Annotated in this window: 12 protein-coding genes and 7 pseudogenes; 14 read left to right on the top strand and 5 right to left on the bottom strand. The window is 65.9% G+C overall.

Annotated elements, in window-relative coordinates; all coding sequences use genetic code 11:
- The 6 genes and pseudogenes from GNX96_RS43370 to dapB all read left to right on the top strand — a co-directional run.
- A pseudogene (locus GNX96_RS43370) lies at positions 1–766 on the top strand (hypothetical protein); the annotation flags it as partial.
- 43 nt (positions 767–809) lie between these two features.
- On the top strand, positions 810–2,135 hold the full coding sequence (rpsO, locus tag GNX96_RS66530) for a 30S ribosomal protein S15 (RefSeq protein WP_390624303.1): 1,326 nt from the start codon (positions 810–812) through the stop codon (positions 2,133–2,135).
- Positions 2,117–2,989 (top strand): annotated as a pseudogene (locus GNX96_RS66525) (hypothetical protein); the annotation flags it as partial. The gene rpsO and the pseudogene GNX96_RS66525, both read left to right, overlap by 19 nt.
- Before the next feature lie 32 nt (positions 2,990–3,021).
- Positions 3,022–3,531, top strand: a complete 510-nt coding sequence (locus GNX96_RS66520) for a S1 RNA-binding domain-containing protein (RefSeq protein WP_390624306.1) — start codon at positions 3,022–3,024, stop codon at positions 3,529–3,531.
- Between the two features lie 101 nt (positions 3,532–3,632).
- Positions 3,633–4,864 (top strand): annotated as a pseudogene (locus tag GNX96_RS66515) (M16 family metallopeptidase).
- Positions 4,865–5,640: pseudogene (gene dapB / locus GNX96_RS43350) on the top strand (4-hydroxy-tetrahydrodipicolinate reductase).
- Here dapB and GNX96_RS43340 read toward each other — a convergent pair.
- A complete protein-coding gene (locus GNX96_RS43340; protein WP_279583052.1) occupies positions 5,641–7,050 on the bottom strand; it encodes a serine/threonine-protein kinase in 1,410 nt (469 codons plus the stop codon).
- Positions 7,051–7,067: 17 nt separating this feature from the next.
- Positions 7,068–7,298: a hypothetical protein gene (locus GNX96_RS59700; RefSeq protein ID WP_279583051.1), complete on the bottom strand. Its 231-nt coding sequence runs from the start codon at positions 7,296–7,298 to the stop codon at positions 7,068–7,070.
- Positions 7,299–7,454: 156 nt separating this feature from the next.
- Here GNX96_RS59700 and GNX96_RS66510 point away from each other — a divergent pair.
- The 8 genes and pseudogenes from GNX96_RS66510 to GNX96_RS67515 form a co-directional block, all read left to right on the top strand.
- Positions 7,455–7,703, top strand: a pseudogene (locus GNX96_RS66510) (hypothetical protein); the annotation flags it as partial.
- Positions 7,678–8,772, top strand: coding sequence for a tetratricopeptide repeat protein (locus GNX96_RS43335; protein WP_313885938.1), 1,095 nt, complete (start codon positions 7,678–7,680; stop codon positions 8,770–8,772). The pseudogene GNX96_RS66510 and the gene GNX96_RS43335, both read left to right, overlap by 26 nt.
- Positions 8,694–9,401, top strand: a complete 708-nt coding sequence (locus tag GNX96_RS43330) for a FadR/GntR family transcriptional regulator (RefSeq protein ID WP_279583050.1) — start codon at positions 8,694–8,696, stop codon at positions 9,399–9,401. The genes GNX96_RS43335 and GNX96_RS43330 overlap by 79 nt, the downstream gene beginning before the upstream one ends.
- A 90-nt stretch (positions 9,402–9,491) precedes the next feature.
- Entirely contained in the window at positions 9,492–9,854 is a 363-nt protein-coding gene (locus GNX96_RS43325; RefSeq protein ID WP_163573329.1) for a hypothetical protein, read from the top strand.
- Between the two features lie 76 nt (positions 9,855–9,930).
- Positions 9,931–10,620 (top strand): glycoside hydrolase family 75 protein, encoded by a 690-nt coding sequence (locus GNX96_RS43320; RefSeq protein WP_163573328.1) that lies wholly within the window; start codon positions 9,931–9,933, stop codon positions 10,618–10,620.
- Positions 10,621–10,638: 18 nt separating this feature from the next.
- Positions 10,639–11,190: a CHAP domain-containing protein gene (locus GNX96_RS43315; RefSeq protein ID WP_279583049.1), complete on the top strand. Its 552-nt coding sequence runs from the start codon at positions 10,639–10,641 to the stop codon at positions 11,188–11,190.
- Positions 11,191–11,333: 143 nt separating this feature from the next.
- Positions 11,334–11,456 (top strand): annotated as a pseudogene (locus tag GNX96_RS67520) (IS982 family transposase); the annotation flags it as partial.
- Positions 11,457–11,487: 31 nt separating this feature from the next.
- A pseudogene (locus GNX96_RS67515) lies at positions 11,488–11,681 on the top strand (IS982 family transposase); the annotation flags it as partial.
- Positions 11,682–11,752: 71 nt separating this feature from the next.
- On the opposite strand, the gene GNX96_RS66505 reads toward GNX96_RS67515, so the two are convergent.
- Genes GNX96_RS66505 through GNX96_RS43295 form a run of 3 tightly spaced genes read right to left on the bottom strand, consistent with a single transcriptional unit; the run spans position 11,753 to position 12,955 of the window.
- A complete protein-coding gene (locus GNX96_RS66505; protein ID WP_390624305.1) occupies positions 11,753–12,067 on the bottom strand; it encodes an HNH endonuclease in 315 nt (104 codons plus the stop codon).
- A gap of 38 nt (positions 12,068–12,105) precedes the next feature.
- Complete coding sequence (locus tag GNX96_RS43300) at positions 12,106–12,570, bottom strand: DUF222 domain-containing protein (protein WP_279583048.1); 465 nt, start codon at positions 12,568–12,570, stop codon at positions 12,106–12,108.
- A 10-nt stretch (positions 12,571–12,580) separates the two neighbouring features.
- Positions 12,581–12,955 (bottom strand): DUF222 domain-containing protein, encoded by a 375-nt coding sequence (locus GNX96_RS43295; protein WP_163573323.1) that lies wholly within the window; start codon positions 12,953–12,955, stop codon positions 12,581–12,583.
- Positions 12,956–13,585 lie beyond the last annotated feature (630 nt).

Here is a 13,585-nt window from a genome sequence, read left to right as displayed (position 1 = left end):
GACCCAAACGCTGGGCTACTCGCGGTTCGGCGCGTTCGGCGGCGATATTGGCGGCTCGGTGACGCAGTGGCTCGGCGCGCTTTATCCGGAGGCTCTGATCGGGGTGCACATGACTTCCGGAACGCTGACCGCGAGCCTCGGCGAGCAGCCGCTCACCGCGCAGGAGCAGGCGTATCTCGACAGCCTGGCCACGTACGACGTCCAGGACCAGGGTTACAGCGAGATGATGTGCACCCGGCCGGACACCGTCGCGGCCGCACTTATGGACTCACCGGCCGGCTTGTTGGCCTGGATCGCCGACAAATACCGCGACTGGAGTGACTGCGGCGGCGACCTCGAGACCTGCTGGGACAAGGACACGCTGCTGACCGTCGCCACGCTCTATTGGGCCACCAACTGCATCGGATCGTCCTTTCGCACGTACTACGACTATTCCGAGAACAAGCCGCGGCCGGACATCACCGTCCCGTCCGCGGTCACGCTCAGCCACGAGCCGGCGATGGCAGGTTTCCCGCGCAGCCTGGTCGAGCGGACACTGCTGGACCTGCGGCACTGGAGCACGCCCGAGCGAGGCGGTCATTTCATGGCCCACGAGCAGCCGCGGCAGGCAGGTCGTACGGGAGCTGCGAACGTTCTTCGGGCCGCTGCGGACCCGTTCCTGAGTCCGACCCCCTACCTGCGGTGGCGGGTTCCGCGGTGGCTGGTAACCTTGGGGATGCGCCACACTGCGGCGTGTGTTTCGACGTGTGATCCTAAGCCCTCGTGAACTGGACCGGGGGCCACACCAGAGCATCCGACAGGGAGAGCTTGTGCCACTGGAAAGCGAACTGAAGAAGTCCATCATGACCGAGTATGCGACGGTCGAAGGCGACACCGGTTCGCCTGAGGTGCAGGTCGCGATGCTGACCAAGCGCATCAAGGATCTGACCGAGCACCTCAAGATGCACAAGCATGACCACCACAGCCGGCGTGGACTGTTGCTGCTGGTGGGACGCAGGCGCAGGCTGCTCGACTACCTGAAGCGCGTCGACATCGGACGTTACCGGTCGCTGATCGAGAGGCCGAGCTGCGGCGCTAGGACTGTGGGGAGTGGCCGTCGGCCACTCCCCTCACTCGTACGGCGACATCGTCGTACGGGACCATCGCCGGGACCCCTCGCCAACCGGAGTGGGCGCAAGTGGCCGGTCCTCGGTAGTGGCATCCGGGATGAGAACCCCGAGTGCCTCGATCGAAGACCGGCAGCGATTCACCTGGGCAGCGTGCGGCCACCGGCACGTACGAAAGAGGCATTGCCCATGACGGACCAAGAGGTCCACAGCTCTACCGCCGTTATCGACAACGGCAAGCACGGCACCCGTGAGGTCGTCTTCGGCACCGGCCGGTTCGCCCGGCAGGCCGCCGGTTCGGCCACCGCCCAGCTGGGCGACACGGTCATCCTGTCCGCCACCACGGCGGGCAAGCATCCCAAGAGCCAGTTCGACTTCTTCCCGCTGACGGTGGACGTCGAGGAGCGCATGTACGCCGCGGGCCGGATTCCCGGCTCGTTCTTCCGCCGCGAAGGTCGTCCGTCCGAGGACGCGATCCTGACCTGCCGGCTGATCGACCGCCCGCTGCGGCCGTCGTTCGTGAAGGGCCTGCGCAACGAGGTCCAGGTCGTCTGCACCGTGCTCGCGCTCGAGCCCGGCACGCTGTACGACGTGATCGCGATCAACGCTGCGTCGCTGTCCACCCAGCTGCTGTCGGGGCTACCGTTCTCCGGCCCCATCGGTGGTACCCGAGTGGCCTATCTCGACGGTGACTGGATCGCGTTCCCGACCCACGAGGAGCTGAAGGCCTCCACCTTCGACATGGTGGTCGCCGGTCGCGTCCTGGACGACGGCGACGTGGCCATCATGATGGTCGAGGCCGAGGCCACCGCGGGTTCGTTCGCGCTGGTCGCGGGCGGTTCGCCGGCGCCGACCGAAGAGGTCGTGGCCGCTGGCCTGGAGGCCGCGAAGCCGGCCATCAAGTCGCTCTGCGCCGCGCAGTCCGAGCTCGCCGGCAAGGCCGCCAAGCCGGCCGTGAGTTCCCGGTCTTCCCGGACTACAGCGAAGAGGTCTACGAGGCGGTCGCCAAGATCTCCGCCGACAAGCTGACCGAGGCGCTCACCATCGCCGACAAGCAGCAGCGTGAGGCCAGGCTCGACGAGATCAAGGCCGACTCGCACCAGCAGCTCGACGAGCAGTTCGAGGGTCGTGAGGCGGAGATCAGCGGCTCCATCAAGGCGCTGACGAAGAAGTCGGTACGCCAGCGGGTGCTGCGCGACAAGGTGCGCATCGACGGCCGCGGGCTGACCGACATCCGGACCCTGTCGGCCGAGGTCGACGTGCTGCCGCGGGTGCACGGTTCGGCGCTGTTCGAGCGTGGCGAAACCCAGATCCTGGGCGTCTCGACGCTGAACATGCTGGCTCTGGAGCAGAAGCTGGACACGCTGGCTCCGGACACCACCAAGCGCTACATGCACAACTACAACTTCCCGCCGTACTCGACCGGTGAGACCGGCCGGGTCGGCTCGCGCCCAAGCGGCGGGAAATCGGTCACGGCCGCCTTGCCGAGCGCGCTCTGCTGCCAGTGCTGCCGAGCCGCGAGGACTTCCCGTACGCCATCCGGCAGGTCTCCGAGGCGCTCAGCTCGAACGGTTCGACCTCGATGGGTTCGGTGTGTGCGTCGACGTTGTCGCTGCTCAACGCGGGTGTCCCGCTGAAGGCACCGGTCGCTGGCATCGCCATGGGCCTGATCTCGGACCAGGTTGACGGCCAGACCACGTACGTGACGCTCACTGACATCCTGGGCGCGGAAGACGCGTACGGCGACATGGACTTCAAGGTCGCCGGCACCAAGGAGTTCGTGACCGCGCTGCAGCTGGACACCAAGCTCGACGGCATCCCGTCGGAGGTTCTGGTGGCCGCGCTCCAGCAGGCCAAGGCCGCCCGGCTCACCATCCTGGAGGTGATGGCCGAGGCCATCGACCGCCCGGACGAGATGAGCCCGTATGCGCCTCGGGTCGTGTCGATCACGATCCCGGTCGACAAGATCGGTGCGGTGATCGGGCCCAAGGGTCAGATCATCAACGCGATCCAGGACGAGACCGGCGCCGACATCACCATTGAGGACGACGGCACGATTTACGTCGGCGCCACCAATGGCGAGTCCGCGCAGGCCGCTGTCGACCGGGTCAACGCGATCGCGAATCCGCAGCTGCCCAAGATCGGCGAGCGGTTCCTCGGAACCGTGGTCAAGACCGCGGCCTTCGGGGCCTTTGTCTCGCTGCTCCCGGGCAAGGACGGCTTGGTGCACATTTCCAAGCTGGGCAGCGGAAAGCGCATCGGCAAGGTCGAGGACGTGGTGAACGTCGGCGACAAGCTGCAGGTCGAGATCACCGACATCGACGCCCGCGGCAAGATCAGTCTGGTTCCGGTCGCGGAGAACGCCGCCGAGAAGCCGGCTGACGCCGAGCCCGAGGCCGCTCCGGCTGAGTCCGCTCAGGCGTGAGCCCTACCCGCGCCCATACCACCACGCTGGCCAACGGGCAGTACGGCGGCACCATTCGCCGCACCGTGCTGCCCGGGGGCCTGCGGGTGGTCACCGAGGCCATGCCGACCCAGCGCAGTGTGTCGTTCGGGATCTGGGTGGGAATTGGGTCGCGGGACGAGTCCGCGGCGCTGGCCGGTTCGTCGCATTTCCTTGAGCACCTGCTGTTCAAGGGGACGCGGCGCCGGTCGGCGCTGGACATCTCGGCCGAGTTGGAGGCGGTCGGCGGCGAGTCGAACGCCTTCACTGGCAAGGAATACACCTGCTATTACGCGCGGGTGCTGGATGACGACATGCCGTTGGCCATCGACGTCGTCTGCGACATGCTCGCGTCGTCGCTAATCGCGCCGGAGGACGTCGAAACCGAGCGTGGCGTGATTCTCGAAGAGATCGCGATGCACGACGACGATCCCGGCGACGTCGTACACGATGTGTTCTCCGAAGCCATTTTCGGCGCGCATCCGCTCGGCCGACCGGTTATCGGTACGCCCCCGACACGATCACCGCGATGACGCGCAAACAGATCCATTCTTTTTACAAGCGGCGTTATACGCCCGACACGATGGTCGTTTCGGTCGCCGGAAACCTTGACCACAATTACGTGGTTCGGTTGGTACGCAAGGCATTCGAGTCGGCCGGCCTGCTCGAAGGCGACGCTGTCGCGCGCGAGCCGCGGGCGATGCACCAGCGCATCGCGACGCTGGAGCCGGTGCCGCTGCGGGTCGTCGACAAGGACACCGAGCAGGCGCACATCGTGCTCGGCACGGTTGGCATCGCGCGCGCGGACGACCGGCGTTTTGCTTTGGGCGTAATGAATCAGGCCCTCGGCGGCGGCATGTCGAGCCGGCTTTTCCAGGAAGTGCGGGAACGCCGAGGCCTCGCCTATTCAGTCTATTCGTACGCGAGCCAATACGCGGACACCGGCATTTTCGGGGTGTACGCCGGATGTGCCCGCGGTCGCGTACATGACGTGCTCGGCATTGTCTCCGAAGAACTCGCGACGGTTGCCGCCAAAGGCATCACCGACGACGAGGTTCGGCGCGCGAAAGGCATGCTGAAAGGCTCGACCGTGCTTGGTTTGGAAGACACCGGATCGCGGATGAGCCGGATCGGCAAGAGCGAGCTGGTTTTTGGCGATGTGCTGTCTGTCGACGACCTGCTCGGCAAGATCGACTCGGTCACGCCCGAACAGGTTCGTTCGGTAGCGTGTGATGTGCTGGCCCGTCCGATGTCGCTCGGCGTCATCGGCCCGGTGGGCGATCAGGATTTCTCCGGCGCTGGAGTGGTGGGTTAAATGTCCGAGCCGGTGGGAAGTCCGCTGCTGCGGGTCGGTGTGCTGGGCGCTCGCGGCCGGATGGGTTCGCAGGTTTGCCGCGCGGTCGACGGCGCCGAGGATCTCGACCTGGTCGCGATGGTCGACGAGAGGGCGAGTGGCTTTTCAATATTTCCGACGCCGGCGCCCAAGTTGTCGTTGATTTCACCAATCCGGACGTCGTCGTCATGGACAATGTCCGTTGGTGCATCGACCAGGGAATTTCCGCCGTCGTCGGCACCTCCGGTTTTGACGCCGCCCGGATAGAAACCGTGCGTGAGTGGCTGAAGCCAACCGAAGGCATCGGCGTCGTGATCGCGCCGAATTTCGCTATTGGCGCGGTATTGATGATGCAGTTCGCGGCCACCGCCGCCCAGTATTTCCCGTCGATGGAAATCATCGAGTTGCACCACCCGAACAAGGTCGACGCGCCGAGCGGTACGGCCGTACACACCGCCTCCGCGATCGCGCAGGCCCGCCGTAAAGCCGCCCTCGGCCCGATGCCGGACGCCACCAAGTCCTCTTTGGACGGTGCTCGCGGTGCCCGGGTGGATGAGGTGCCGGTGCATTCCGTCCGCATGGCCGGCCTGGTCGCGCACCAGGAAGTGTTGTGTGGCACCGAAGGTGAGACGCTCACCATCCGGCACGACTCGTACGATCGTGCTTCCTTTATGCCAGGCGGCGTTTTGCTTGCCGTACGCCAAATCCTCGGCCGCCCCGGCCTCACTATTGGGCTGGACTCTCTCCTGGAACGCTGATCAGCCGGCGGTGGGCTTCTCGGAGGGCAGTGTGGTGGCGCTGGGTCCGGGTCCGGGGAACTGGTGGGACTGGATGAGAGTGTCCGTGTCGATCAGCCACTGGCCGTTGACCTGGATCATCCCGAGCCGGTGCACTTCCTCGGCGGTGGCCTGGTTCTGCATGGTCAGTTGAATGGTCACCTGCACCGACGTGCCCGAAGTGTGGCTCGACATGAGGGCGACCTGCTGCACCTGCTGCCAATAGGCGTCGTACGACTTGCGACCCTTCGCCTTCAGGTCCGGGCCGAGCAGCGCCCAGGCTTCGTCGAGGTCGGTGGGAAGCAGGTTGTAGTACTTCACGACCGGCCCCTCCAGGTCCTTCGCCGACGCCGAGGGCGACACGCTGGCCGAAGGTGACGGCGTGACGGGTGGTACGACGGGTGCCGACGCTTCTGGCGGTGCGCTGGTGGGCGCGTCGGCGGCGGCCCCTGCTGCAAAGTGCCGTTGGGCTGGTTGACCGAGGATGAGTGGGCCAGCAGCCGGGCACCGCCGATCGAGGCCAGGATGACGACGACGGCGGCCACCGCGGTGATCACCAGCCAGCGGTTGGTGGCGCTCCACTTGCGGTCGGGCACCCGGACGGAGCGCGTCGGCTCCCGTCGTACGTGCGCCGGCCGGTTCTGCGGCGACCGTACGTGTGCCGGGGGCGGCGGTGGCGCGGGCCGGGGTGGCGCGGAGACGGGCGTACGCGGCGCCGGCGCGACCTCGGTGACGCCCTTGGCGACGGCGGCGAGTTCCTCGCTTAGCTGCTTCATCGTCGGCCGAGTGGACGGGTCGTCGCGGAGCATCTTCTGCAGGGTGTTCGCCAGTACGCCGGCCCGCCGCGGCGGGTTGACCTTGCCGGTGGCGATCAGGTGCAGCAGCGCCATCGTGTTGTCGTCGCGGCCGAAGGGCGGCTCGCCCTCGACGGCGGCGTAGAGCGTCGCGCCCAGCGCGCGCGAAAACGTCCGACGGGGAGCCGGTGACCTGGCCGCGAGCGGCCTCCGGTGACAGGTATGCGGGCGTACCAGTGAGGACACCGGTCTTGGTGACCGTGATGTCGCCGGTCGCCCGGGAGATGCCGAAGTCGGTGATCTTGGTCGTACCGTCCGGGCCGAGCAGGATGTTGCCGGGCTTGATGTCGCGGTGCACGATGCTCGCCGCATGTGCCGCGGCCAGCGCGGACGCGGCCTGCGCGCCGATGTTGGCGACTCGCTCTGGGGCGAGCGGCCCGTCCTCGTCGATCACCTCGGCGAGGCTGCGGGACGCCATGTACTCCATCACCAGGACGGGCCGGCCGTCGTCGCTGACGACGTCATAGACGGCTATCGCGTTCGGGTGTTGCAGGCGGGCCGCGATCCGGCCCTCCCGGAACGACCGCTGCCGGAGCACCTCGGCGTCCGGATGACTCAGTCAGTCCCACGGGCAGCAGCAGCTGCTTTGGCCGCCACGATCCGGTGCAGGCGCTCGTCCATCGCCTGCCAGACCTCGCCCATCGCGCCGGCGCCGATCCAGGTCCGCAGCCGGTAGCGGCCGGCGATCAACCGGCCGTCCTCGGCGGCGGCCACCGCCGGCCCGCTGTCGTCGGTGGAGACGACGCGATTCCCCTGGTCGCTGTCGTCATTCCCCGATCCGGTCACCGAGACAGACTATCCGGACCGCTCGAGCCGAAGATTTGTCGTTGTTTGGGAGAAATGACCGACTCTGTGATGGCTTGCCGTACGCACCGTTAGCATCTCGTCCGGAATGTCGAGGCCCGAGCCAAAAGTGTTACCGGTCGAGGTGTGTCCAGGATCATGGCGCCGGGTACGCCCGAGGCTCGACCAGGGTGCCGATCGTGCAAGGGACGCCCTAGCCTCGCCGCTTCGACGGCCTGCGCGCGGTTGTCGTACCGGCATGACAGGATTCGCGGGTGCCAAACTGACGAGCGGGAAGTCCAGCTGGAGCGTGCCAAGGCCTTGCTGGAACTGGGCCGCCCGGAGCAGGCCGAGGCGGTGATCGGGCTGATCCTGGCCGCGGATCCCACCGATCGCGACGGGCTCGCCCTGCTGGTGCAGCGAAACTCCGGCGACGGCCGCGATCAGGAGGCTGAGGACGCCGCGCGCGCGCCGGCTGGTGGCCGCTTACCCGGACGACGTGTACGGCCTCACCATGCTTGGTGCCGCCTGGCACGACCAGGGCCGGGACTCAGAGGCCGAGCCGTTGCTGCGGCGGGCCATCGAGACCGACCCGGATGAGCCGGCCAGCCTGCTGATGCTCGGGCTGGTGCTGGCCGGCACCGCGGATGGGCTGGCGGAGGCTCTGGACCTCGCCGACCGGGTGATCCGGGTCGCGCCGGACATGCTCGCCGGCTACCGGGCCCGCGCGCAGTTCCTGGCCCGTCAGGAAAGGTGGGAGGAGAGCGAGAAGGCGGTGCTGACCGCGCTCACCATCGAGCCCACCGACCCGGAGTTGTTGCTGTTGCTGGGTTTGGACCGCGCGATGCTCGGCGACTACGTACAGTCCAGTGCAGACGTGGCCACCGCGCTGCGGCTGGATCCGCGCGAGTCGCAGCTGCGCATTGTCCTTTTCGTCATTGAGGAACTCGGCGTGCCGGACCCGCTTTTCCGGCTCTACCTGACCTTGCTGGGCGCGCTCGGCGCCGATCAGGCCGACTATCAGGTCGTGTACGGCCGTGAGGTGCGGGCGCTTGGCGAGATGATGACCGAGGCCGCGGACAACGGCGGCGAGATCGAGGTCGAGGACGTCGTCAGCCGGGCCGATCGCGCGTTGGACACCGCCGAGCAGCTTTTCGACCCAGAGCTGGTCTATCCGGTCGCCGAGGCTCTCCAGGACCTGGTCAACGGCGTTTCCGAGCCGCTGCAGGAGAGCCACCCGCTGATGGTCGTCACGCACCGGGCCTGGACGATGACCAACCAACCCGCCGACCTAGGGCGTGCCTCCTCATCCACCTGGAATGAGGAGGCACGCCCTAGGCAAATCGACCGGCGGGTAAAGTGCGACTCTCACCTATCGGGTTGTGAGGTTCACGGAGCGTGGATACGTCCACTCGCGTCCCGCGGTCGACAGCCGCGGCCAGCCAGCGTGCGATCCGTGAGCGCATCAAGCAGCTGATCCTGGACGACGGTCTCAGCCCGGGCGATCCGATGCCGACCGAGTCAGACCTTATGGACCGCTTGGACGTGGGTCGGAACTCGCTGCGGGAGGCCCTCAAAGCGCTGCAGGCGGTCGGCATCGTGGAGATCCGGCACGGCTTCGGGACGTACGTGGGCCAGCTGGAGCTGGACGCGCTGGCTGACGGCCTCGCCTTTCGCGGCCAGCTGTCGTTGCGGACCGACCGGCAGGCGATCCGCGAGCTGGTCGAGGTCCGCAGCGCGCTGGAGGTCGGGCTGGTCCCGCAGGTGATCGCCGCCGCCGACCCGGCGAGCCTGGGCCGGGTCGAGGATGCCTTGCTGGAGATGGAGAAAGCCGCCGAGGGTGGGCACACCGCGCCGGACGCGGACCGCCGCTTTCACGACCATCTCTACGCACCGCTGCAAAACCGCCTGCTGGCCCAGTTGCTGGGCGCTTTCTGGCACGTCTATCACGAGCTCAGCCGGCAGTTCGGCGAGTTGGACAGCACCGCGACCGGCGTCGCCGCCGAACACCGCGAGATCTACGAAGCCGTAAGAGCGGCCGATATTCCCCGGGCGGTCGTCGCCACCGAGCAGCACTTCACCGGGATCCGCAACCGGATCGCGTAGGCCCCGTTTCGGCCCAGCCCGAATACCCTTGCGTGGCTCGGTGAACCTCCAGAAAGCTCCTTGCTGTCTCGATGGAAATGGGGAGCCGACATGAAAATCCGACACTTCGCGGCAGCGGTCACGGTCGTGGGCGCGCTGCTCGCCCTCGCGGCACCGGCCGCCGCCGCGAGCCAGCAGCAGGTCGTCACCAAATGTGACCACTCGGTCTGCCTGGACCTCACTGTCAATATCACCGGTGCCGAGGACAACTGGACCGCCACGGCGTACATCGCCAAGGACGCCCTGCCCTATTACGGCCACTTTGCCATCAGCAGCACCAAAGGCGCGACGATCGTCGGCCCAGCGGGCGAAGGCCCGCCGCCGCTGACGGTCAGGGGTGTCGGCGTCACCACCGTCTGCGCCAAGGGCTGGAATGAGAAAACCCCGGTCGGTGAGATCTGCCAAAACACCTAACCGGCGGGTTAGCAGTGCAACGTTGGATTTTGTGCGTTGTATGTCCGTTGTATGTGTCGCTCCCATACTTCGCCCCATGGATGCTAAAACGAGGTCAATCAACCGTCGGCTCCTGGTCGGGCTAGCGACTTTCTGTCTCGTCGCGACACCGATTCCGGCCCGCGCCAGTCCTGCCTCCGACGACGGTCAGCCGAGTGCCTCTTCCTTGCTGGCCAAGACAAATAGCTGCCGGCAGGTATCGAACGGGACATATGTCAACCCGCAGATCGGCGGCCGCGTACCGATCTGTGGAGCCACCGGCGCCTTCTTCTGGTCGTCGAGCATGGCCGTGGACTGCGACGGCCAGGAGAGCGACGAATGCAACACCGGCACCGATCCCGACTTCCAGGATGACACGTCATTCCACGAGGCCGACGGGTCGCCATTGGATGCCGCGTCGCTGCCGTACGTCGTGGTGCCACTTCCGAGCAGTATCTGGAAATACACCACCGCTGGAATCCATGGCGGTGACATTCTCGCAGTTGTCTACAATGGACATGTCGAATACGCGGTCGTCGGGGACGAAGGTCCCAGCGGGCAGATTGGCGAGGCTTCGTACGCCACCGCGCAGGCCTTGGGCATTAATCCGGATCCCTCCAGTGGGGGAGCGGACAACGGAGTGACGTACATCGTCTTCCCTGGCTCGGCCACCTCGACCATTCAGAACCACGGCCAGGCCGTCGCCGCCGGTCGTACGCTCGCCCAGCAGTTCATCGATCACAACTGATCCTTGGGAGGCATTTTCATGCGTAGAATGACAAAAATCATGACGGTCGTGCTGCTCGCCGGCGCGCTGACAGTGACCGCGACTCCGGTGGCGGCGCTGGCCGCGACGGCCACTGTGGTTCAGCCGGCCACCGTTCGTACGGACATCGTGAGCATCGCGAACAGCGAGCTGGGGATCGGCGAGAACCCTCCCGGCAGCAACTGCACGAAATACGGTCCCTGTGAAGCGTGGTGCGCGCTCTTCGCCACCTGGGTCTGGCGGCAGGCCGGCATTTCCATTCCCCAGTATGACTTCACCGGTGATATCTATACCTGGGGCCAGGGCAAGGGGCGGGCGCATTCGACCAACACCGGAATGCAGCCCGGCGACATCGTCCTTTACGGAACCGGCCCGCAGAACACGGACACCAGTCTGCACACCGGAATCGTGGTGGCGGTCGGCACCGGCACCATCACCACTGTCGAAGGCAACTCCGACAACCAGGTCGAAAAGCACGGCCCGTTCGATCCGACGCATGCCCACGCCGCCGGCCGTCCGGGCAACATCTACGGCTGGGTCTCGGCCTCCTAGCCGAGTGATTCCTCATTGATCGTGCTCGACGTAGTGGCTGGGTGGTGGACGTGGCGAAGGGTATCGATGGCCGGTTTGTGAAGACTGACCTCGATACCCTTCTGACGGCACTGTACGTGTTCGTCGATGACCAGGTTGTCCGGTACTGGGGAGTCAAGCTCTACCTGGTCACCACCGCCCACGGCATGCCGATCACTTGGTGCCTGGCCAACCCCAAACTGGGCGAACGCGACGTCGCGATCGAACTGCTTGGCCAAGCCCGCGACCAACATCTACTCCCATTTCCGCACCCACACCGCTGACCTGGGCATCACCTTCGTCCGCCCTGACCGCAAAAACGAAAAGCATCGATTCGGCGACCCTGGCGGCATCCGCCAACTCATCGAGTCCGTCTTGACACCACCAAAGGCCAACTCTCCCTGGAACGACACGGCGCCCGAACCCCCGACAGCCTCCGCGCCCGCATCGGCCAACGACTCCTCGCCCTAGCTGGAGTTTCCGCCTTAGTAGACAGGGATGTGGGCCGCCGGGCGTGGTGGTGCCCGGCGGCCGGGTGGGTTTTCTATGCGGCGAGCTGGTTAATCCCGCGGATGGGTCTTCGTTCGCGGTCAACGTACGCGGGCGGTAGGAATTCAACAATTCCGTTGACGATGCGTACGTCCCAGCCGCCGTGGTGCACTAAACGATGGCACCGGTCGCACAGGAGCACGCAATTTTCAAGGCAAGTATGCCCACCATCAGCCCAGTGCTGCACGTGGTGCCCCCTCGTCCAGCGGGGTGGTCGACCGCATCGGGCGCAGCCTTTATCTCGCGCTATCAAGGCTTTGCGTAGGGCTGGTGTGATGAGTCGTTCGTTGCGTCCGACATCCAGCGGCACGCTGTCGCTGCCCAGCCACCATCGGGATGATGTCCGCGTCACACGCCAGCCGGCGGACACCTTCTGGGGAGATGGGTGCGCCGCTGTGTGGGTAGGCGACTCCGAGCGCGGTCTCGGAGCGTGTCCCAGTTGATGGTGATGGTGAGATGCGGCCGTTCGGCGCCTTGGGTGGGGAGTTTCGCGGAGTCCGCGATGAGATCCAACGCTTCCGCGAGCGCGTCCCCGTTGCGCTCGGACACTGACCGCTGATCAGGGGTGCCGTTCTCAGCGGGGCGGGGTTTGGCCAGCGGGCTGAGGATCTCACTGAACAGGGTCCCGGTCTCACCGTCGAAGGAGCCACTGAAGTTCAGTCGTCCGTCTGTCCCGGTGTGCAGGGATAGTTCGCGGCGTGGTTTCTCGTTTTCGTGTTCGGAGGGCGCGGGTCCGTCGGGGTCCAGGTGGTCATGGATGCGTCGCCCTACTTTGGCTAGGCCTGGTGCGGTGTACCGTTTCGCGTGCTCCACCAGGGACGCTTCAGCCTTCCTCACGATCCCGGATGGTCACCCTGGCCGGGAGCCTGGTCACGACCCCAACAATGGTGTCGATTTGGGAGTCCGCGAGCTCCCCGCGGCGCATCGCCTCACTGGCGATGCTGAGTGTGGGTGCGAGTGTTTCCCCGGTCAGGGCTTGGCTGGGGCACAGGTTCAGGGCCCGCTTGTAGCGTCGGGATGCCTCTGTGGGGGACAGTCGAAGGAGGTCTTGCAGCATGCCCAGGGTGTTGCGGTGCCCGAGCGTCTTGCCGACGTTTCCCCGGTGGATCGCCGCGACAATGTCCAGCACCTCGACCTGCAGCAGCCGGACCGCTTTTTTTTTTCTCCTGCAGCAGCTCACCGAGCTCGTCCGGGTCACACCTCCAGAGCTCTGGAGAGGTGACTTCGTCGCCGGCGGCCATGACATTAATTCTACCGCCGGCACCGACAGTTTGGTCGTGTACGGGTGATCAGGAAATGGATACTTTCACAATAATCCCAACGAAACATAGAGCGCGCGCGTTCAAGTCTTGCGAGCGAGAACGTTGGGGCTCCGAAGTAAAGGCTCAGTAGCGTAGAAGCGACACGCTACTAGCGCTCCTTGGTGTCCAAAACTCTGACGTTTGTCTTGAGTTTTGAGCCGGAGTAACGTCTCTTTTTTGCCCGTCCCATATTACCGGCAGATGGTCCTGACCAGCCATTTTTGGATGGCACGCCCGGTCGTCTAGGCAATCGGACTTCGGCGCGGCGGGTGGGGGCGGTCTGTCGATCATGACCGCAAGTCCCCCCGCGAGCCGGCTCAAGATCAAGTAGAGCTGCTGCCGCCGAACTAAGCCCCGCCACCTCGGCTGTCAGAGGCGAAGCCTCGCTGTTGTCCTGCGCCTGAAATTCGTTTAGAAAGTGCAGAATTCGTGTTAGGGCGAGAGTGGGGCGTCTGAAGGCTGAGTTGGTGCTGACTGAGGCTGAGCGGTTGGAGCTTGTTCGGTTGTCGCGGCGAGCGAAGTCGGGG

Origin of the sequence: Fodinicola feengrottensis (genome assembly GCF_010993775.1) — a bacterium.
In the GTDB taxonomy this organism is placed as follows: Bacteria; Actinomycetota; Actinomycetes; order Mycobacteriales; family HKI-0501; genus Fodinicola; species Fodinicola feengrottensis.
The sequence above is the reverse complement of the archived record's forward strand: the minus strand, read 5'-3'. Positions and strand labels throughout refer to the sequence as shown.